The sequence below is a fragment of the Pantoea sp. DY-17 genome (assembly GCF_019795975.1).
Classification (GTDB): domain Bacteria; phylum Pseudomonadota; class Gammaproteobacteria; order Enterobacterales; family Enterobacteriaceae; genus Pantoea; species Pantoea leporis.
Map to the genome: position 1 here is coordinate 71,474 of NZ_JAIMIG010000004.1, position 18,774 is coordinate 90,247.

Genomic DNA, 18,774 nt, shown 5'->3' on the forward strand with positions numbered 1-18,774 from the left:
CAGAATGAAGTCGGGTTAAACACGGCGATTTTTATATTTGGCAATACGATGATGCGTCGTGACGAATAACCTAACGTTGAAGAACGAGAATCAGTATAGGAACAGCCTGGCGGCGAAACACTGGAAGAACGCATGAGGATTAAGGGTGAAAGAGAATGATTTTATGGCATCTGCACATAACGCTGCGGCGTGGCTCACGGAACGCTTTTTTGCTCCCTGATTTTGCCTGGTTAACGTACAGGACAACGGCAGTTTGTGAGTCCCTTCACTTGTGTTTGGATAAACGAACCAAATTCCCCTGATAAATCTCCTTAAAGCCAGTCAGTTGCACAATGCATACGGCAAATACCCCTGCATATACTGAGGCTGGCAAAAAACGATGACGTGATGGACGTATTTTAAACCGCGCTGCTACGTACGGTGCGACGAACTGGAAGGTGAGCAATGAACCGTCCTCTGACAGAAAAACCGCTCTATATCAAAGTGCACGATGCCGATAACGTGGCGATCGTGGTCAACAATCAGGGGTTACCGTCCGGCACCCGGTTCGACGACGGACTGCAACTGACTGAGCATGTGCCGCAGGGACATAAAGTCGCGCTCAGCGATATCCCGCAAGCAGGCGCGATCCTGCGCTACGGTGAAGTGATTGGCTACGCGCTGCGCCCCATCCCACAAGGTAGCTGGATTGAAGAATCACTGGTAGCGCTGCCCGAAGCGCCGCCACTCAACTGTCTGCCGTTGGCAAACAATGTGCCGCCCGCGCTGCCGCCGCTGGAAGGTTATACCTTCGAAGGCTATCGCAACGCAGATGGCAGCGTGGGCACGCGCAACCTGCTCGGCATCACCACCAGCGTTCACTGCGTGGCGGGCGTGGTGGATTATGTAGTGCAGATCATTGAGCGTGATTTGCTGCCGCGCTATCCCAATGTCGATGGCGTGGTGGCGCTGAATCATCTGTACGGTTGCGGCGTGGCAATCAATGCGCCCGCCGCGGTGGTGCCGATTCGCACCATTCATAACCTGGCGCTGAATCCCAATTTCGGTGGCGAAGTGATGATCGTCAGCCTTGGCTGCGAGAAGTTGCAGCCGGAACGATTGCTGAACGGCACACCGGACGTGCAGGCCATTTCGCTGGATGACAACGATATTGTGCGGTTGCAGGATGAGCGACTGGTGGGCTTCGGCGCGATGGTGGATGAAATCCTGCAGGTCGCCGAACACCATTTGAAAAAGCTTAATCAACGTCAGCGCGAAACCTGTCCGGCATCAGAGCTGGTGATCGGCACGCAGTGCGGCGGCAGCGACGCTTTCTCGGGCGTAACGGCGAACCCCGCCGTGGGATTTGCTTCTGATTTACTGGTGCGCTGCGGTGCGACGGTGATGTTCTCGGAAGTGACCGAAGTGCGGGATGCCATACATCTGCTGACGCCGCGCGTGGTGGATGAAGCGGTTGGCAAACGGCTGCTGGAAGAGATGGCGTGGTATGACGATTACCTCAGCCAGGGCCAAACCGATCGCAGCGCCAATCCCTCGCCGGGCAACAAAAAAGGCGGGCTGGCGAATGTGGTGGAGAAAGCGCTGGGTTCGATTGCCAAGTCAGGTCGCAGCCCAATTGTTGAAGTGTTGTCGCCCGGACAGCGCCCCACCAAACGCGGGCTGATTTATGCGGCCACACCAGCCAGCGATTTCGTGTGTGGCACGCAGCAGATGGCATCGGGCATTACCTTGCAGGTGTTCACTACCGGGCGCGGCACACCTTACGGTTTGGCCGCCATTCCGGTGATCAAGATGGCAACGCGCAATGCGCTGGCCGAACGCTGGCATGATTTGATGGATATTAATGCCGGAACTATTGCAACGGGCGAAGAGAGTATTGAACAGGTCGGTTGGCGACTGTTTGAGTTGATTCTGGAGATTGCCAGTGGGCGCAAGCAGACGTGGTCGGATCGTTGGGGGATTCGTAATCATCTGGCGGTGTTTAATCCGGCGCCGGTAACGTGATGGTTATTGCCCTCACCCTGGCCCTCTCCCACTTCGCGGGAGAGGGAACAAACCGTGCGGGCTGCATCCTCTAAATATTCCCTCTCCCGCTGGCGGGAGAGGGTTAGGGTGAGGGAAAAGTCCTTACAGCAACTTACCCCAGCTCTCCACCCACGGTGAGGTCACTGATTCGGGCTCCGGATCTTCCGTTGCATCCACCAGCAGCACCTCGCCGATGCGCTGCGCGCTCTGCTCCTGCAAGGTGGCATCAAAGGTTTTAGCTGCACCGCAGAAATTGTCATAGCTGCTGTCACCCAAGCCAATCGCGCCATAACGCAATTCTGGTTGATAACCCAGCTGATCGCGCACTGCAACATACAGGCGGGCAATGTTATCCGGGAAGTCGCCCTGACCGGTGGTTGAGGTGACAATCAGCACCACATCCTGGCTGTATGCCTGCCAATCCGCCATCGACGGATCTTCAAACACCTTCACGTCGTGGCCCTGCTCTTCCAGCACCGTCTGTGCTTCTTCAGCTACCAGCAGCGCATTGCCGTAAACCGTACCTGTAAAAATGCCAATCTTTGCCATCTTGCCGCTCCTTTATTCTGTCGGCTTATCCTGGACTGCATCATTGGCAAACTCAACCCTGGGAACATCAGGGATCTGATCCTGCCAGCCAAACTGCTCAAGCATCTGCTGCCAGACGCGATCCAACCCGGCGCGAATCATTATGGCCTCGCCGGTAACGGGATGGGTAAAGCTGAGTGCGCTGGCGTGCAGCATCAGGCGATTGAGGCCAAAATGTGCCGCCGCACCGCGATTCTGGCGCAGATCGCCGTGCGCGCTGTCGCCAATAATCGGATGACGCAGATGCACCATGTGGCGACGCAGCTGATGTTTACGCCCGGTGTGCGGCGCCATCTCCACCAGCGTATAGCGCGCGGTGTTATAGCGGCTGATGGCGACCGGCATCTCAACGTGTGCCAGCGCCTGGTAATCCGTTACCGCCGGTTGGGCAACAGGTTCCTGGGTGGCAAATTTGTCGGCAATCTTATCCAGCTCTTCCACCAGCGGATAATCCAGCGTCGCGCCGCCTTCCAGCCAGCCGCGCAGCACCGCATGATAGGTTTTCTGCATCTGATGCTGTTCAAACTGCTGCGCCAGTAAATGGGCGACTTCACTCGATAAGGCCATCAGCAACACGCCGGACGTTGGGCGATCGAGGCGGTGCACAGTAAACACATGCTGGCCAATCTGATCGCGCACCGTTTGCATCACCACCACTTTTTCGTTGCGATCAAGCCAGCTGCGATGCACCAGCCAACCGGCCGGCTTATTCACGGCGACCAGCCACGCATCTTGATAAAGGATTTCGAGCATCAGGCGGAGGGTTCCTGGAACAGCGCATCAAACTTGTTGAGCGTCAGCAATAGCACCGCATAGCCCGGCGTGTCGGCTGGCAATGCGACTTCATAATAGGGAGCGATGGCAAAATTCTGCGGTAACGACGCGCCGCTTTCGAGCAGCGCATAAAAACGTGGCATGAACACCCATTGCAGCCATTGCAGCGGCTCCATGGTATCAAGACAGAAAGGTTCGGTACTGGCGAAGGCGCCCGCCTCGGGGGATTGTGACTGCCAATGGCCGTGTTCACGCATCACCGCTTCGACCTGCTGCAGGCGCTGAAAAATCATTTGCGACGACATGCGCCACCTCCAGAGAAAAATTGGGCGGCAAGCATACCATCAGTCACGCCCGGCGTAAAAATGGCAATAAAAAAAGGGAGCACTGTGATTACAGTGCTCCCGGTTTTCGTTTGCAGCATTCCAGCTACTGCTGTGCTCCCTGCTCATCCATGACAACTTTTCCTGCGCTTTCCGTCGCTTGTCATCATGACATTGGTCCTTAGCATCCTGGCCCGCCACGTTCCGCGTGGCTCTCATTCTCCGTCCTGGAGGTGTCCTTTATACTCAATCCTGAGTGTCCTGCTTCGTCCTGAAGCCTTCCTTGTGCCGTAAATTCCGTTACGTTCCCGCCTCATGGCTGACATTCTCCTGAACGTCTCTTAATCCCCAGCATCCTGCCAGTGGTGACTATTCTCCCAGAAACCATCGCAATAACAAGCCAGTAAGAAGCGTTAATGGATTAAGTCCTGTCTTAATTTTCAGATTGATGCCATAAGTTCATGATTCACAATATTTTTACATTTAGGGCTTCCGCAAGTCTGCGCAATGATCTAGCGATCTCTCACACGTAACGTGAGAGATCTCTCACAAAGCGCAGCCTAAAAATCTGCAAATCACTGAGTAACCGGTTGTAAAGCATTAAGAAACTTCTCAACCGATGTTGCCAGGACTTCACGCTTTTTAGTGCCAGGCTCCTCAATAATGACCTCGCCGGTAAGATTACACAGCGCAATCACCTCATTCTCTGAGTTGGTGGTAGCAATAAACAGCGTTGGCGCTTGTCTTAAGCGGCGCTTCATAACCAAGTGACCAATCAGGTTTTCCTGCAGGCGAGTGAAATCCGCTTCACTCCATACCTGCAGCAGGGTAATCGGCTGCTGTTCAAAGGTTGCCGTCATATCACCTGCAAACTGGCTGGTGTAAAACGCACTGATTTCTGGTTGCAGTTGCAGATCCAACGCACGCTCTACCGCTTCAAGCGTGGCCGGTAACGTAAACGGCTGCGGCTGCCACAACACGCGGTCATCCAGCGTGCTGATAATGCAGTCGGAGGGGACGCCAAGCAGATCGGCGCTGGCGGGAAAATGTCCGGTTTGTTGCTGCCAATGTTCCACGTAGCGGGCGGTAAACTCACGCAGAGCATCTACGGTTTGCTGCATCATTCATATTCTCGCAAGTGTTAGGTTACACTTAACCACTTTGATGAAATTCAGTGGTAACCGTTATGTCTTCTGAAAACCGGGATCAGGCATTAAGCGGCCTGACCTTAGGTAAGCCCACGGCTTATGTTGATCGCTACGATAACACGCTGCTGCAATCCGTGCCGCGCAGCCTTAACCGTGAGCCGCTGGGGCTGTATCCCGATAATCTGCCGTTTACTGGCGCAGATATCTGGACGCTGTACGAACTCTCCTGGCTCAACAGCAAAGGCGTTCCGCAGGTCGCGGTGGGCGAAGTGGTGCTGCGCGCCGATAGCCAAAACCTGATCGAGTCGAAGAGTTTCAAGCTCTATCTTAACAGTTTTAATCAGACCGTTTTCGCCGACTGGGGCGAAGTGCGCCAGACGCTGGAGCGCGATCTCAGCGCCTGCGCGAAGGGTCAGGTCAGCGTGGCGCTGTTTCGTCTCAGCGAAGTGGAAGGCCAGCCGATCGGCCACTTCAGTGGCGAAGTGATTGATGAACAGGATATCGAAATCCACGATTACGCCTTCAATGCAGATTATCTGGCGCAGGCTGCAGGCCGTGAGATTGTTGAAGAAACGCTGGTTAGCCATCTGCTGAAATCGAACTGCTTAATTACCAATCAGCCCGATTGGGGCTCGGTGATGATTCGCTACAAAGGCCCGCGTATTAACCGTGAAGCGCTACTGCGTTATCTCATCTCATTCCGTCAGCATAATGAGTTTCATGAGCAGTGCGTTGAGCGCATTTTCAACGACGTTCAGCGCTTTTGTCAGCCAGAAGCCCTGAGCGTTTATGCACGCTACACCAGACGCGGGGGTCTGGATATCAATCCGTGGCGCAGTAACGTGCCCTTCTCTCCGGGATTTTCCCGCTTGGTTCGCCAGTAATAGTTTGCGAGACGCCTCGCAGGCCGCTGCACGGATGCGCGGTTCCCCTTGAGCATTCACAGCGGACAACGTTACTCTATTGAAGGCGCGATCGAAGCATGCGCGACCAGGGATTTTCGTCGCTGCGTTAATAAGTTAAGCGCAGCGTCATCAGCCACGCATTTGCGTGTAAAGGAGTTCTCTTGATTACACATATCAGCCCGCTTGGCTCGATGGATCTGCTCTCCCAGCTTGAAGTCGACATGCTGAAGCGCACCGCTAGCAGCGACCTTTATCAGCTGTTTCGTAACTGTTCTCTTGCGGTACTCAACTCCGGTAGCCAGACCGACAGCAGCCAGGAATTGCTTTCGCGTTTTGAAAACTTCGACATCAACGTGTTGCGCCGTGAGCGCGGTGTGAAACTGGAGCTGATCAACCCGCCGGAAGAGGCATTTGTTGATGGCCGGATTATTCGTTCGCTGCAGGCAAACTTGTTTGCCGTGCTGCGCGACATTCTGTTTGTAAACGGACAACTGGCGGCAACAGAACGCTACCAGAACGAGGAGCCGGAAGACTCTGCGCATATCACCAATCAGGTGTTTTCGATTCTGCGTAACGCGCGTGCACTGCACATCGGCGAATATCCGAATACCGTGGTGTGTTGGGGCGGCCACTCAATCAATGCGGTGGAATACCAATATTGCCGCAACGTCGGCACGCAAATGGGCCTGCGCGAACTCAACATCTGTACCGGTTGCGGACCTGGCGTCATGGAAGCACCGATGAAAGGTGCGGCGGTGGGACATGCGCAGCAGCGCTATCATGACAGCCGTTTTATCGGCCTGACTGAGCCCTCAATCATTGCCGCCGAACCACCGAATCCGCTGGTCAATGAGCTGATCATCATGCCGGATATCGAAAAACGCCTTGAAGCCTTTGTGCGTATCGCCCACGGTATCGTGATCTTCCCTGGCGGCGTGGGCACAGCCGAAGAGCTGCTGTATTTGTTGGGTATTTTAATGAATCCGCACAACAGCGATCAGGTATTGCCGCTGATTCTGACCGGAGCCAAAGAGAGCGCCGACTACTTCCGCGTGCTGGATGATTTCATCGTAAATACGCTGGGCGAAGCCGCACGCAAGCACTACAAAATTATCATTGATGATGCCGCTGAAGTGGCGCGTCTGATGAAGAAAGCCATGCCGCAGGTGAAAGAGTATCGCCGCGAAACCGGCGATGCCTACAGCTTCAACTGGTCGATTCGTATCGCACCCGAATTGCAAGTGCCCTTCCTGCCGACGCACGAGAATATGGCAAACCTGAAGCTGTTCCCGGATCAGCCCGCCGAGCTGCTGGCAGCCGATCTGCGTCGCGCCTTCTCCGGCATTGTGGCGGGTAACGTCAAAGAGATCGGAATTCGTGAAATTCGCGAGAAAGGCCCGTACAAACTGCACGGCGATGCCAATCTCATGCACCGCATGGACGAACTGTTGCAAGGTTTTGTCGCACAGCAGCGCATGAAGCTGCCGGGCAGCGCCTACACGCCTTGCTACGAAATTATCAAATAACCCATCAGGAAGGCAGCCTGCGGGCTGCCGCTATCGCTATGTCGCTTCATCTTCTTATCATTGATGCACTCAATCTGATTCGCCGTCTGCACGCTGTTCAGGGTTCGCCATGCCGCGACAGCTGCGTTGCCGCCTTGCATCAGTTATTGGGACATACACAACCCACGCACGTGGTGGCGGTGTTTGATAGCCATGAGCGTCAGCCCGGTTGGCGCCATCAGCTATTGCCGGATTACAAAGCGGGTCGCCCGCCGATGCCGGAGGATTTGCATCTGGAGATGCCCGCGTTGCAGGATGCCTTCCGCGCAGCAGGCGTCAGCTGCTGGGTGGCTGATTTAGACGAAGCCGACGATCTCGCCGCCACGCTGGCGGTGAAAATGGCGGACGCTGGTCATCAGGCAACGATTGTTTCTACCGATAAAGGTTATTGCCAGCTGCTGGCACCTAACATTCGTATTCGCGACTATTTCCAGAAGCGCTGGCTGGATGTGCCTTTTATCGAGCAAGAGTTTGGCGTAACGCCCGCGCAGTTGCCCGACTATTGGGGATTGTGTGGTATCAGTAGCAGCAAAATTCCCGGCGTGCCCGGCATTGGCCCGAAAAGCGCCCGCGAGTTGTTGATGCAGTTTGGATCGCTGGATGCGATCTATCAGCAATGGGATCAGGTACCGAGCAAATGGCAGGGAAAATTGCAGGAACAGCGGGAAATGGCAGAAATTTGCCGCAAAGTATCGACGTTAAAACGTGATTTGGTACTGCAAGGCAATCTCAATACATTGAGATTTCAAACGAAACAGCCGTCGCCATAAATGGCGTAATGCCAATCAGTTAAGCGCCGTATTAAATCACCGCGCCTTCCGTAGCGGCGCGATTTATCGCGCAATGAATTGCGCCGCTACAATGTGCGCTCTCGGTAATTAGCGATTTTCATGCCTCAACCGACGATCATTACGGCATCAATGGCGACACTAAAAAACAATTTCCTGCGAAATAATTTGTGCTACAGCAAGGCGGCAAGTGCGCGAGTCCCCGGGAGCATACATCAGTATGTGACCGGGGCGAGCAAACGCAGCCAACGCCGCTGTAGTGCAAAGTATGAAGCAGGACCGCTGTAGCGCAAAGTATGAAGCAGGATTAGCGCTCGTCGCGACGGCCGCCCACCGCTGCCCACAACCGGCGTACGTGAACGGTGACTTCTTCGCGGTCGTGATAAAGCTGGCGCGCCTGAATCTGGGCATTAATACCCTGCGCTTTCAGCGCGTCATCAATCATCGCCAGGTTCTGTGTCACTTCTTCGTAGCGCTTTTTCATTGGCAGCTTGAGGTTGAATATCGCCTCGCGGCACCAGCCATTCACCAGCCATTCGGTCATCAGGCTTGCGACGCGCACCGGTTTTTCCACCATGTCGCACACCAGCCAGCTGATATTGGTACGCGGCGGACGGAATTTAAAACCATCTTCGCGGCAGTGCGTCACCTGTCCGGTGTCCATCAGGCTTGGCGCCATCGGGCCGTTATCTACCGCAAAAACCCACATGCTGCGTTTCACCAGTTGATAGGTCCAGCCGCCAGGGCAAGCGCCAAGATCGACGGCGTACATGCCGCTGGCTAAACGCTCATCCCACTCATCCGCAGGCACAAACACGTGAAACGCCTCTTCCAGCTTGAGCGTAGAACGGCTCGGCGCATCGGAGGGGAATTTCAGGCGCGGAATGCCCATGTAGAATGGCGAGTTGTTTTCCGGCAGCGAATAGCCGACGTAACAGGTGCCCGGCGCAATAAAGAACACGTGCACCACCGGACGCTTAGCTGTTTCGTAATTAAGCAGGATTTTGCTTTCACGCAGGCTGGCACGCAGCGGCACGGTTAATTTACGGCAGAACTTGGTGAGCTCTTTCGCTTCATTGGTATCCGGCACTTCAACCCGCAGTTCACCGCCCTTCTCCACCACACCGGTCAGCATGCCGACAATTGGCGTGATGCGGTCTTCTGGTGGCAGATCGCGCAGCAGCTCTCCCACCACCAGCATCTGCCGCGCAAAAATCAGTTCGGCAAACGGCAGCGTTTGGATCAGCTTTTCAGCATCTTGCTGCTGATAGCACTCATACAGCACGTAACCTGAGTCATCTTTGACGCGCGGGAAGCCGTAAATCTCGCGCTCAGCCGCTTTCGCGCTGATTTCTGCCGCGCACTCTTTCTCAAATCCTGGACGGCAATAGAGTAAAACTTTATTCATGGCGATCTGCCTTTCGTTTCAGACGCAGTGCGCCAATCAACATCAAGAACCAGCCAATAAGGAAGCATAAGCCTCCCACTGGCGTAACAAAAACCCAAAACTTCATGTGCGACAGCGCCAGACAATAGAGGCTGCCACTGAACAACACGATACCGAGCGCCATCGCGGCGCTACTCCAGTAAAACCAGATATTGGCACGACGCAGCATAGCGGCACCCAAGCCGATCACTGCCAGCGTGTGATACGCCTGATATTCAAGGCCGGTATGTATCCACGCCATTTCGGCTGGGCCGAGCGATTTGCTCAGCACATGCGCGCCGAAAGCACCAAACGCCACCAGCATAAATCCGCTAATGGCAGCAAAAACAAACATGGCACGACTGGACATCAAACAATCCTCAAGGTAATGCGCACATCATTGTGCAGCCAGCAACGCATTAGTGATCGTAGCGAAAACGGAATTTTTCTTGTTCATTGGCCGCTTTTTCCAGGATCCACTGACGAAAGGCGGCTATTTTACCCAGTTCTGCCTGGCTGTCATGACAAACCAGATAAAAAGCATTTTTACTGACCAACACGTCGTTAAAAGGACATACCAGACGACCGGCTTCAATTTCACTCTGCGCCATCACATTATTCGCCAGCGCCACGCCCTGACCATGAATCGCCGCCTGCAACACCATGGCGCTGTGGCTGAAGATCGGGCCCTGTTGCACATTGATATGCTGCACGCCCAGCTGACGCGTATAGGATTGCCAGTCACGGCGCGATGCATCATGCAGCAGCGTGCAGTGCGCCAAATCGGCCGGCGATTTGAGAGGATGATCACCCGTCAGCAACATCGGTGAGCAGACTGGCAGCAAATATTCGGCATACAATTTCTCAACCCGCAGGCCTGGCCAATTGCCACGACCGTAGAAAATCGCCACGTCGACATCGTCCGCCAATTTCTCCTCATCACGGTCCACCGCCTGGATACGCACGTCGATGCCCGGATAAGCCATATTAAAGCTGGAAAGGCGAGGAACCAGCCACTGAATGGCGAAACTCGGCAGCAAACTGACGGTCAGCGCACCCTTAGCGCTGCGCGCCTGCAACTTGCGCGTGGCATCGTTAAGAGCAGAGAAAATCTCCTTAATATCTAAATAGTAGCTTTGACCTTCTTCCGTCAGTAAAAGCGAACGATTCCTCCGGCGAAACAGCTTAAGACCGAGGAAATCTTCCAGAGATTTGATCTGATGGCTGACAGCAGCCTGGGTAACAAACAGCTCTTCAGCGGCTTTGGTGAAGCTCAAATGACGGGCAGCAGCATCAAAGACGCGTAAAGCATTAAGCGGCGGAAGGCGTTTAGACATGGTTTTCCGTATCCGGATTGACAAGGTAATACTTCAACTTATACAAAGTCGCTACGTATTAGTTTTTTTAATCCGAGACATTATAATTTGTCCGTTGAGGAAGCTCCAGCAAATACCTATAGTTGCCGCACTTCCTGAGCCGGAACGAAAAGATTTCTGGAAACGTGCGAGAGATCGCAGACTTTTGGAGAGCTTTTGGCTTGTGGTCGTGATGTTGTGTTTGCATTTTGATCTGACGCTTGCAGATCAAGCTTTTAATTCCTGTAGATTTACCCTGTCTGTCCATAGTGATTTTAAATAGCACCGCAAATTGCGGTGCTTTTTTTTTGCCTTACTGCCCCATCTCCACCATCTCTTTGACGTCAGAGCGGTTAATCTGCTGCTTGTTGCCATTGGCATCCTGATAGCTGATCATACCGGTTTCGTCATCAACTTTAGGTTTGCCATCGGCGACGATGGTGCGACCATCGTTAGTGTGCATTACGTAATTGCTGGAACATGCGGACAGGGTAAAGGCCAGAGTACACACGGCCAGCACTGCGGTGAGTTTATTCATCTTCTATCTCCTTGCAGATTGATTGCATTAAACCACCCGCATGCGCTCACCAAAGGTAGCGCCAGTGAAATCGACTATGAATAGCGACGCGTTATGCGGGTTTCGGTTCAAACCTTGCAATAATTAGCATAACGCGCTTTTCCAGCTTTGCCAGGCAACGGGCCAGCTTTCAGCCTGGTCCTAACATGATTAACAGTGGGCTGAGTATGACCATTTTTTCTCCCGGCGCCTTCCGCCAGCAGTTCCCCGCGCTGAGCGATGCCGGAATCTACCTCGATAGCGCGGCTACTGCGCTCAAGCCGCAGGCGGTGATCGACGCAACCGCACAGTTCTACAGCCTCAGCGCTGGCACCGTGCATCGCAGCCAGTTCGCTGCCGCTCGCGCATTAACAGAAAAATACGAACAGGCGCGCGGATTAGTGGCGCGCTGGCTCAATGCTGCGGACGATCGGCAGATTGTCTGGACGCGCGGCACCACCGAAGCGATCAACCTGGTGGCGAACAGTTGGCTGGCTCCGCGATTGCAGGCTGGCGATGAAATCGTGGTTAGCGAAGCCGAACATCATGCCAATCTGGTGCCGTGGCTGATGGTGGCAAAAGCGGCGGGCGCAAAAGTGGTGAAATGGCCGTTGGGCGACGATCGTTTGCCGGATATCACGCTGCTGCCAGCACTGCTCAATTCACGTACCCGATTGCTGGCCGTTGGTCAGATGTCGAACGTCACCGGCGGCTGTCCGGATCTGGCGCAGGCGATCCGTTTAGCCCATGACGTCGGTGCCAAAGTGATGGTCGATGGCGCACAAGGTGTGGTGCATTGTCCGCCGGATGTAGAGGCGCTGGATATTGATTTCTATGCTTTTTCCGGCCATAAGCTTTACGGCCCAATGGGCGTTGGCGTGCTGTATGGCAAAGCGGAGCTGCTGGAAGCGATGGATCCGTGGCAAGGCGGCGGCAAAATGCTGACGCAGGTCGATTTTAACGGTTTCACACCGCAGCCGGTGCCGTGGCGTTTTGAAGCCGGAACGCCTAACGTTGCCGGCGTGGTGGGGTTGAGTGCCGCGCTGCAGTGGCTGGCGCAACATGATGGCAAAAAGGCCGAAATGTGGAGCCAGCAGCTGGCGAGCCTCGCCGAGGAGCAACTGAGCGAGATCCCCGGTTTCCGCAGCTTCCGCTGTGGCAATGCCAGCCTGCTGGCATTTGATATTGCCGGCATTCACCACAGCGATATCGTTACGCTGCTCGCCGAGCATGGCATCGCATTGCGCGCCGGGCAGCACTGCGCGCAGCCGCTGATGGCGGCGCTGGGCGTCACCGGCACGCTGCGTGTCTCGTTCGCCCCCTATAATAATTTGCAGGACGTGGATGCGCTGGTGCGCGCCATGCGTCATGCCGTCGACTTACTGAGTGAATAAGCCCATGACATCAACCCTGCTCGCCCCGCATCCGTTCGGCGATCTGATTACCGCAGCCAGCCTGACGGAAAAATTCAGCTATTTTCATCAGTGGGAAGATCGCTATCGTCAGCTGATCCAGCTCAGCCGCCAGTTGCCTGCGTTAGCAGAAGAGTTTAAGACGCCAGATATTGAACTCACGGGCTGTGAAAATCGCGTGTGGCTGAGCAGCCAGTTGCTGAACAACGGCACGCTGCACTTTTATGGTGACAGCGAAGGACGCATCGTGCGCGGATTGCTAGCGGTGTTACTGACGGCGGTGGAAGGCAAAACGCCAGCCGACTTGCTGCAGCAAGATCCGCTGGCGTTGTTTGATACGTTAGATCTGCGCGCACAGCTCAGTGCGTCGCGCAGCAGCGGTTTACAGGCGCTGGCGGATGCGGTGCAACGCGCTGCTCGTCTGCACGCTCAGGCCGTTTGACGCGCTGCCTTCGCCAGAAACTTCTTCAATGCATGGGAAACCGCCACAAACCCGAACGTGGCGGTTACCATGGTCGCCGCGCCAAATCCGGCGGCACAATCCATGCGTTTCGGGCCTTCTGCGGTGGAGCGTGAAGTGCACACGCTGCCGTCCGGCTGCGGATACATCAGCGCTTCCGTCGAGAATACGCAGTCGATGCCGAGCTTGCCTTTACTGTTCTTCACCACGTTAAAATCCCCTTTCAATCTCTCACGCAGCTTGGCCGCCAGCGGATCCTGAATGGTTTTCGCCAGATCGCTCACCTGAATCTGCGTGGGATCGATCTGGCCGCCCGCGCCGCCGGTGGTTATTAGCGGGATCTTGTTGCGACGACACCAGGCGATCAACGCGGCTTTGGGGCGCACGCTGTCAATCGCATCAATCACGTAGTCAAAACCCGCCGATAACAGTTCAGCGGTATTTTCCGGCGTGATGAAATCATCGATGCAGATCACTTCGCATTCCGGATTGATGGCGCGCATACGTTCCGCCATCACTTCGGTTTTCGCCTGGCCCACTTTGCCCTGCAGCGCGTGAATCTGGCGGTTGGTATTGGTGATGCAGACATCGTCCATATCAATCAGGGTGATTTTACCTATGCCGGTGCGCGCTAAGGCTTCCGCCGCCCACGAACCCACGCCGCCAATACCGATCACGCAAAAGTGCGCGTTGGCAAAACGCTGCAGCGCGTCCTGGCCATAGAGACGCGCCGTGCCGCCAAAACGTTGTCGCCAGGCGTCGCTTACTACTGTCATAACCTAACCTTTCCGGGAAAACGGGACATTAATTAGAACCTAACAGCAGCGAACCGTTGTTGCCATTTTGTGGGTTGCTAAACAGCGGCTGACCGGTGCCCGGCGCGGCTTTCAGCACCCAGACGCGGCCATAATGGTTGTAGAAACCGGCCAGATGCGCCGCATCCGGGCCAACGCCCTGATAGATATCGAAGTGCTGGCCTTTAATCGCGCCACCCACGTCTAACGCCACCATTAGACGCATCTCATATTTGCCATTGAACTTGCCCTTCTCGTTCAGCTGCGGCACTTCGGCTAACAGCACGGTTCCGGCCGGAATCAATGAACGATCGGAGGCAACGGAAGCCTTGGCAATCAGCGGCACCGCGCTGGCACCGCGCACCGGCACATACTCTTCCGGTTTGAAGAAGACGAAGGATTGGTTAGTTTCAAGCACCGAACGCACTTCCTGTGGCGAATGCTCTTGCGCCCACTGACGAATCGCCTGCATCGACATATCTTCGCGCTTCACTTCACCGCGATCGATCAGCTCTTTGCCGATGCTGTGATAAGCCCAGCCATTTTTGCCGCCGTAACCAAAGAAGCGCAGTGGACGACCATCACCAAAATCAACGTAGCCGCTGCCCTGCACATCCATCATGAAGTTATCGATCAGCGAATTGCTGTAGGCAATGATGTAGCGATCGTCGAGCCCACCATTATAGATAGAAGCGCGGCTCGGCAGTTTCTGTCCACGCGGACGCGGTGGCATACGATAAATCGGATACTGGAACTCGCCCTGACGGGTATAACGCGCTTCCACAACCGGCGTGTAGTAACCGGTGAACTGCACGTTGCCGTAATTGTCAGTGCCTTCCATCTGATAAGCATTCAAACCAAACTGGTTGAGCTGGCGCGTATCCGCGCCGGACAGCAGCCAGTTTTGCACTGCGCTGTAAGTACCGTTGTTGCGCCCGAACAGGCCGGATGAGGCGGTTTGAATCTGCACCACCTGATCGCTAAAGTCTTTGCCGTTTACCGGACGCCCTTTAGCATTCGGTTGGTTGACCAGCCCAAGCGGTTGCTCCAGCTTGCCATCGATATACTGTTGACCGCGGTCGGTCGGTTTAGAACTACAGCCCGCTAGCAGCGCGATAAATGCGCCAGTAAGTGCATACTTCGCCCAATGTCCTTTCATAACCTTCTCTTTTTATCGATTGTTTGCCCGGCGACGATAGCAAAGGGGCAGAGAGAATGAAATCTGCCATCAGCGGTCACGCTCACATCTGTACAATAATCCACCCAATGGCGAGTTTATTCATCAACTGACTGTAAATTTGACGTTTTGTCTCAAAAAGGGGTTGCATCGCCGCGCGTCCAGAGTATAGTGCGCATCCACGGACGCGGGGTGGAGCAGCCTGGTAGCTCGTCGGGCTCATAACCCGAAGGTCGTCGGTTCAAATCCGGCCCCCGCAACCAATTCTTCTTAAATGAAGAGACAATGTGAAGTGTCGTGTAACGCGTCAGTCGGACGCGGGGTGGAGCAGCCTGGTAGCTCGTCGGGCTCATAACCCGAAGGTCGTCGGTTCAAATCCGGCCCCCGCAACCAATTGTCTTAAGAAGAATACAATGTGAAAAGTCGCTTAATGCGACAGACGGACGCGGGGTGGAGCAGCCTGGTAGCTCGTCGGGCTCATAACCCGAAGGTCGTCGGTTCAAATCCGGCCCCCGCAACCAATCATTTAAACACCTTAACGGGTGTTTTTTTGTTTCTGGCGTCCGGAAAAAAGCGGCATTGCTGCCGCCCTCCTCAGCGATGCGCTAGTGCCGCACCCTTATCAAAATACGCCTTAATCCCATGCAGAATCGCCTCAGCCACCTGATGCTGATAGCGCGCCGTGCGCAGCTTGCGCTCCTCTTCGACATTACTGATAAACGCGGTTTCCACCAAAATCGAGGGAATATCCGGCGCTTTCAGCACCGCAAATCCCGCCTGATCGACGGTGCGCTTGTGCAGGTGATTGATATGTCCCATGCGTGACAGCACTTCTTTACCAAACTTCAGGCTGTCGCTGATGGTTTGCCGCTGCACCATGTCGAACATGGTGTGGTCGAGATAACGATCGCCGCTCATGCTGACGCCGCCAATCAAATCGGCTTCATTCTGCGTTTGTGCGAGGAAGCGCGCCGCCGCTGAGGTAGCGCCGCTGGTCGAAAGGGCAAACACCGACGAACCGCGCGCGGCCCGACTGGTGAAGGCATCAGCATGGATCGAAATGAACAGATCCGCACGCTGCTTTCGCGCTTTCGCCACGCGGACACGCAGCGGGATAAACACATCCTCATTGCGCGTCATGTAAGCTTTCATGTTGCGCTCTTTGTCGATCAGCGCCTTCAGATAGCGACCGATCTTCAACACGATATCTTTCTCACGCGTTTTATATTTGCCATGCGCGCCGGGATCCTCACCACCATGGCCAGGATCGATCATGATGATAATCGGTCGATCGCGCCCCGCTTTGCCCGGCAGCGCCGCCTGCACCGGCTGATCGCGTTCAAGATCGCCCTGATTGTAATTCTGCAGTAATGCCAGTAGCGGATCCTCTTCCCGTGATTGTTGATTAGGATAGAGATCGACCACTAAGCGATGCTTGATACCTGCCACTGGCGCAAGAGTAAATGTCTTGGGCGCAATACTGCGCTTGAGTTCCAGCACCAGTCGCACCGTGTTAGCGTCAAACTGACCGACGCGTGCGGTTTTGATATAGGGATCGTCCACGCGCACCAGCTTATCGACTCCTTTCAGGACCGGGTTGATGTGCATATTTTCGATATCAATAACCAGACGATCGGGATTCCCCAGCGTGAACTGTTTGTACTTGAGGGGAACGTTTGATTCCAGGGTTACGCGGGAGTAAGTCGATGAGGGCCAGATGCGCACCGCCACAATATGCTGGCTGGCAGCCAGCCCGGTACGCGTCACGCTTAGCATTAATAATGCGCCAGCGCCCTGTAATAATCGTCGTCGTGTAAAAGCTTCGGACATGCCGCTCCAACTGCTGTGTTATGTCTAAAAAATCATCACTCGATGGCAAGAAAGTGAAAACTTTACTCGATGAGAATCGTCTTGTCTTGCCGGAAAAACCAGATAATGCAGTCTGTTAGCGCGTGTTGCATCATGAAAATCGTAAAGTAACGTCAGGCCCGGCGCTTGCAATAAAGAGCAAAAGAGCATAAAAATACGAAAATTACGAATAAACATGCATAGAGGGCTTTGCCGTGAAGGAACGCAGTACAGAACTGGTTCAGGGTTTTCGCCACACCGTTCCCTATATAAATACCCATCGTGACAAGACGTTTGTCATCATGTTGGGTGGCGAAGCCATCGAGCATGAGAACTTCTCAAGCATCGTTAATGACATCGGTCTGCTGCATAGCCTCGGCATTCGCTTAGTGGTGGTTTATGGTGCGCGTCCGCAGATTGACGCCAGCATGGCCCAGCAACAGCTGGAACCGATTTACCACAAACATACGCGCGTTACCGATGCGCAATCGCTTGAGCTGGTAAAGCAGGCCGCCGGTCGTTTACAGCTGGATATCACCGCGCGTCTGTCGATGAGCCTCAACAACACGCCGCTGCAGGGCGCGCACATTAACGTAGTGAGCGGCAACTTCATCATTGCGCAGCCGCTGGGGGTGGATGATGGCGTTGATTACTGCCACAGCGGGCGTATTCGTCGCATTGATGAGGAAGCGATCCATCGTCAGCTGGATAACGATGCGATTGTGCTGCTCGGTCCGGTAGCGGTTTCTGTGACCGGCGAGAGTTTTAACCTGACGTCAGAAGAAGTGGCGACGCAGCTGGCAATTAAATTGAAGGCCGAGAAGATGATTGGTTTCTGCTCCGAGCAGGGCGTGACCAATCGCGAAGGCGCGATTATTTCTGAATTATTCCCGAACGAAGCCCAGGCGCGCATCGACGAAATGGAGAGCGATGGCGATTTCCTCTCTGGCACCGTGCGGTTCTTACGTGGTGCGGTCAAAGCCTGCCGCAGCGGCGTGCGTCGCAGCCACCTGATTAGCTATCAGGAAGATGGTGCGTTGCTGCAAGAACTGTTCTCGCGCGACGGTATCGGTACCCAGATTGTGATGGAGTCGGCCGAGCAGATTCGTCGCGCCAACATCAACGATATCGGCGGTATTCTCGAACTGATTCGCCCGCTGGAGCAGCAAGGGATTCTGGTGCGTCGCTCACGTGAGCAACTGGAGATGGAGATTGATAAGTTCACCATTATTCAGCGCGATAATTTAACCATCGCCTGTGCCGCGCTCTATCCGTTCCCGGACGAGCAGATTGGTGAGATGGCTTGTGTGGCAGTGCATCCGGATTACCGCAGCTCGTCGCGTGGCGAACTGTTGCTGGATCGCGTGGCGTTGCAGGCACGTCAGATGGGGCTAAAGAAGCTGTTTGTGTTAACCACGCGCAGCATTCACTGGTTCCAGGAGCGCGGTTTTACGCCGGTGGATATTGAGTCCCTGCCCGAGAGCAAGAAGCAGATGTATAACTACCAGCGCCGTTCAAAAGTGCTGATGGCGGATTTGGGGTAGTCGCATCATTTAACTGTGCCGTTGCGTAGTTGCACATACCGTAGCGGCGCAATTTATTGCGCAATATCCGCATGGGCAAGCTGCCG

At 54.8% G+C, this 18,774-nt stretch carries 18 protein-coding genes and 3 tRNA genes; 10 read left to right on the forward strand and 11 right to left on the reverse strand.

The genetic code is table 11. From position 1 onward, the window contains the following. Nucleotides 1–444 precede the first annotated feature (444 nt). The gene (gene garD / locus K5Y33_RS17290) at nucleotides 445–2,004 is read left to right on the forward strand and encodes a galactarate dehydratase (protein ID WP_222234660.1); all 1,560 of its coding nucleotides are present in this window, start codon (nucleotides 445–447) and stop codon (nucleotides 2,002–2,004) included. 123 nt (nucleotides 2,005–2,127) lie between these two features. Here garD and K5Y33_RS17295 read toward each other — a convergent pair whose 3' ends face one another. The 4 genes from K5Y33_RS17295 to syd all read right to left on the reverse strand — a co-directional run bounded on the left by K5Y33_RS17295 (nucleotide 2,128) and on the right by syd (nucleotide 4,834). Continuing rightward, nucleotides 2,128–2,574 (reverse strand): flavodoxin, encoded by a 447-nt coding sequence (locus tag K5Y33_RS17295; protein ID WP_222234662.1) that lies wholly within the window; start codon nucleotides 2,572–2,574, stop codon nucleotides 2,128–2,130. 12 nt (nucleotides 2,575–2,586) lie between these two features. Further along, nucleotides 2,587–3,366 (reverse strand): tRNA pseudouridine(65) synthase TruC, encoded by a 780-nt coding sequence (truC, locus tag K5Y33_RS17300; RefSeq protein ID WP_222234663.1) that lies wholly within the window; start codon nucleotides 3,364–3,366, stop codon nucleotides 2,587–2,589. Further along, entirely contained in the window at nucleotides 3,366–3,692 is a 327-nt protein-coding gene (locus K5Y33_RS17305) for a YqcC family protein (protein ID WP_222234664.1), read from the reverse strand. The genes truC and K5Y33_RS17305 overlap by 1 nt, the downstream gene beginning before the upstream one ends. Before the next feature lie 593 nt (nucleotides 3,693–4,285). Then, nucleotides 4,286–4,834: a SecY-interacting protein gene (gene syd / locus K5Y33_RS17310; RefSeq protein WP_222234665.1), complete on the reverse strand. Its 549-nt coding sequence runs from the start codon at nucleotides 4,832–4,834 to the stop codon at nucleotides 4,286–4,288. A 62-nt stretch (nucleotides 4,835–4,896) separates the two neighbouring features. Here syd and queF point away from each other — a divergent pair, with 62 nt between their 5' ends. The 3 genes from queF (at nucleotide 4,897) to xni (ending at nucleotide 8,098) form a co-directional block, all read left to right on the forward strand. Further along, complete coding sequence (gene queF, locus K5Y33_RS17315; protein WP_192236498.1) at nucleotides 4,897–5,742, forward strand: NADPH-dependent 7-cyano-7-deazaguanine reductase QueF; 846 nt, start codon at nucleotides 4,897–4,899, stop codon at nucleotides 5,740–5,742. 182 nt (nucleotides 5,743–5,924) lie between these two features. Next, entirely contained in the window at nucleotides 5,925–7,289 is a 1,365-nt protein-coding gene (gene ppnN / locus K5Y33_RS17320; protein WP_222234667.1) for a nucleotide 5'-monophosphate nucleosidase PpnN, read from the forward strand. Nucleotides 7,290–7,327: 38 nt separating this feature from the next. Beyond that, nucleotides 7,328–8,098: a flap endonuclease Xni gene (xni, locus tag K5Y33_RS17325; protein WP_110867953.1), complete on the forward strand. Its 771-nt coding sequence runs from the start codon at nucleotides 7,328–7,330 to the stop codon at nucleotides 8,096–8,098. A gap of 325 nt (nucleotides 8,099–8,423) precedes the next feature. On the opposite strand, the gene rlmM is transcribed toward xni, so the two are convergent. The 4 genes from rlmM to K5Y33_RS17345 form a co-directional block, all read right to left on the reverse strand. Then, nucleotides 8,424–9,524, reverse strand: a complete 1,101-nt coding sequence (rlmM, locus tag K5Y33_RS17330; protein WP_101762008.1) for a 23S rRNA (cytidine(2498)-2'-O)-methyltransferase RlmM — start codon at nucleotides 9,522–9,524, stop codon at nucleotides 8,424–8,426. After that, a complete protein-coding gene (locus K5Y33_RS17335) occupies nucleotides 9,517–9,912 on the reverse strand; it encodes a DUF423 domain-containing protein (RefSeq protein ID WP_101762007.1) in 396 nt (131 codons plus the stop codon). The genes rlmM and K5Y33_RS17335 overlap by 8 nt, the downstream gene beginning before the upstream one ends. Before the next feature lie 49 nt (nucleotides 9,913–9,961). Beyond that, a complete protein-coding gene (locus tag K5Y33_RS17340) occupies nucleotides 9,962–10,879 on the reverse strand; it encodes a transcriptional regulator GcvA (RefSeq protein ID WP_101762006.1) in 918 nt (305 codons plus the stop codon). A 331-nt stretch (nucleotides 10,880–11,210) separates the two neighbouring features. Beyond that, nucleotides 11,211–11,435, reverse strand: coding sequence for a YgdI/YgdR family lipoprotein (locus K5Y33_RS17345; protein WP_008109575.1), 225 nt, complete (start codon nucleotides 11,433–11,435; stop codon nucleotides 11,211–11,213). Between the two features lie 206 nt (nucleotides 11,436–11,641). Here K5Y33_RS17345 and csdA point away from each other — a divergent pair, with 206 nt between their 5' ends. Further along, nucleotides 11,642–12,847 carry a cysteine desulfurase CsdA gene (gene csdA / locus K5Y33_RS17350; protein ID WP_222234669.1) on the forward strand — a complete coding sequence of 402 codons (1,206 nt, stop codon included), beginning with the start codon at nucleotides 11,642–11,644 and terminating at the stop codon, nucleotides 12,845–12,847. A 4-nt stretch (nucleotides 12,848–12,851) separates the two neighbouring features. Then, nucleotides 12,852–13,307, forward strand: coding sequence for a cysteine desulfurase sulfur acceptor subunit CsdE (gene csdE / locus K5Y33_RS17355; protein ID WP_222234671.1), 456 nt, complete (start codon nucleotides 12,852–12,854; stop codon nucleotides 13,305–13,307). Here csdE and tcdA read toward each other — a convergent pair. Both tcdA and mltA read right to left on the reverse strand, forming a co-directional pair. Beyond that, the gene (gene tcdA, locus K5Y33_RS17360) at nucleotides 13,295–14,101 is read right to left on the reverse strand and encodes a tRNA cyclic N6-threonylcarbamoyladenosine(37) synthase TcdA (RefSeq protein ID WP_222234673.1); all 807 of its coding nucleotides are present in this window, start codon (nucleotides 14,099–14,101) and stop codon (nucleotides 13,295–13,297) included. The genes csdE and tcdA overlap by 13 nt on opposite strands. Nucleotides 14,102–14,129: 28 nt before the next feature. Continuing rightward, nucleotides 14,130–15,278 carry a murein transglycosylase A gene (gene mltA / locus K5Y33_RS17365; protein ID WP_101762003.1) on the reverse strand — a complete coding sequence of 383 codons (1,149 nt, stop codon included), beginning with the start codon at nucleotides 15,276–15,278 and terminating at the stop codon, nucleotides 14,130–14,132. 204 nt (nucleotides 15,279–15,482) lie between these two features. Here mltA and K5Y33_RS17370 point away from each other — a divergent pair. From K5Y33_RS17370 to K5Y33_RS17380, 3 genes are all read left to right on the forward strand, one after another. Then, nucleotides 15,483–15,559: transfer RNA gene (locus K5Y33_RS17370), tRNA-Met, on the forward strand. 53 nt (nucleotides 15,560–15,612) lie between these two features. Then, nucleotides 15,613–15,689, forward strand: a tRNA-Met gene (locus K5Y33_RS17375). A gap of 51 nt (nucleotides 15,690–15,740) precedes the next feature. Continuing rightward, nucleotides 15,741–15,817, forward strand: a tRNA-Met gene (locus K5Y33_RS17380). A gap of 73 nt (nucleotides 15,818–15,890) precedes the next feature. Here the strand turns inward: K5Y33_RS17380 and amiC are convergent. Next, the gene (gene amiC, locus K5Y33_RS17385; RefSeq protein WP_146001292.1) at nucleotides 15,891–17,126 is read right to left on the reverse strand and encodes an N-acetylmuramoyl-L-alanine amidase AmiC; all 1,236 of its coding nucleotides are present in this window, start codon (nucleotides 17,124–17,126) and stop codon (nucleotides 15,891–15,893) included. 233 nt (nucleotides 17,127–17,359) lie between these two features. On the opposite strand from amiC, the gene argA reads away from it, so the two are divergent. Next, a complete protein-coding gene (gene argA / locus K5Y33_RS17390; protein ID WP_007891884.1) occupies nucleotides 17,360–18,688 on the forward strand; it encodes an amino-acid N-acetyltransferase in 1,329 nt (442 codons plus the stop codon). Nucleotides 18,689–18,774 lie beyond the last annotated feature (86 nt).

What these genes read in the sequence shown, in the direction of transcription:
- syd (WP_222234665.1), bottom strand. Translation starts at nt 4,834, where the DNA reads ATGATGCAGCAAACCGTAGATGCTCTGCGTGAGTTTACCGCCCGCTAC.
- K5Y33_RS17305 (WP_222234664.1), bottom strand. Translation starts at nt 3,692, where the DNA reads ATGTCGTCGCAAATGATTTTTCAGCGCCTGCAGCAGGTCGAAGCGGTG.
- K5Y33_RS17340 (WP_101762006.1), bottom strand. Translation starts at nt 10,879, where the DNA reads ATGTCTAAACGCCTTCCGCCGCTTAATGCTTTACGCGTCTTTGATGCT.
- garD (WP_222234660.1), top strand. Translation starts at nt 445, where the DNA reads ATGAACCGTCCTCTGACAGAAAAACCGCTCTATATCAAAGTGCACGAT.
- csdE (WP_222234671.1), top strand. Translation starts at nt 12,852, where the DNA reads ATGACATCAACCCTGCTCGCCCCGCATCCGTTCGGCGATCTGATTACC.
- xni (WP_110867953.1), top strand. Translation starts at nt 7,328, where the DNA reads ATGTCGCTTCATCTTCTTATCATTGATGCACTCAATCTGATTCGCCGT.
- csdA (WP_222234669.1), top strand. Translation starts at nt 11,642, where the DNA reads ATGACCATTTTTTCTCCCGGCGCCTTCCGCCAGCAGTTCCCCGCGCTG.
- K5Y33_RS17335 (WP_101762007.1), bottom strand. Translation starts at nt 9,912, where the DNA reads ATGTCCAGTCGTGCCATGTTTGTTTTTGCTGCCATTAGCGGATTTATG.
- mltA (WP_101762003.1), bottom strand. Translation starts at nt 15,278, where the DNA reads ATGAAAGGACATTGGGCGAAGTATGCACTTACTGGCGCATTTATCGCG.
- K5Y33_RS17295 (WP_222234662.1), bottom strand. Translation starts at nt 2,574, where the DNA reads ATGGCAAAGATTGGCATTTTTACAGGTACGGTTTACGGCAATGCGCTG.
- amiC (WP_146001292.1), bottom strand. Translation starts at nt 17,126, where the DNA reads ATGTCCGAAGCTTTTACACGACGACGATTATTACAGGGCGCTGGCGCA.
- tcdA (WP_222234673.1), bottom strand. Translation starts at nt 14,101, where the DNA reads ATGACAGTAGTAAGCGACGCCTGGCGACAACGTTTTGGCGGCACGGCG.
- rlmM (WP_101762008.1), bottom strand. Translation starts at nt 9,524, where the DNA reads ATGAATAAAGTTTTACTCTATTGCCGTCCAGGATTTGAGAAAGAGTGC.
- K5Y33_RS17345 (WP_008109575.1), bottom strand. Translation starts at nt 11,435, where the DNA reads ATGAATAAACTCACCGCAGTGCTGGCCGTGTGTACTCTGGCCTTTACC.
- queF (WP_192236498.1), top strand. Translation starts at nt 4,897, where the DNA reads ATGTCTTCTGAAAACCGGGATCAGGCATTAAGCGGCCTGACCTTAGGT.
- truC (WP_222234663.1), bottom strand. Translation starts at nt 3,366, where the DNA reads ATGCTCGAAATCCTTTATCAAGATGCGTGGCTGGTCGCCGTGAATAAG.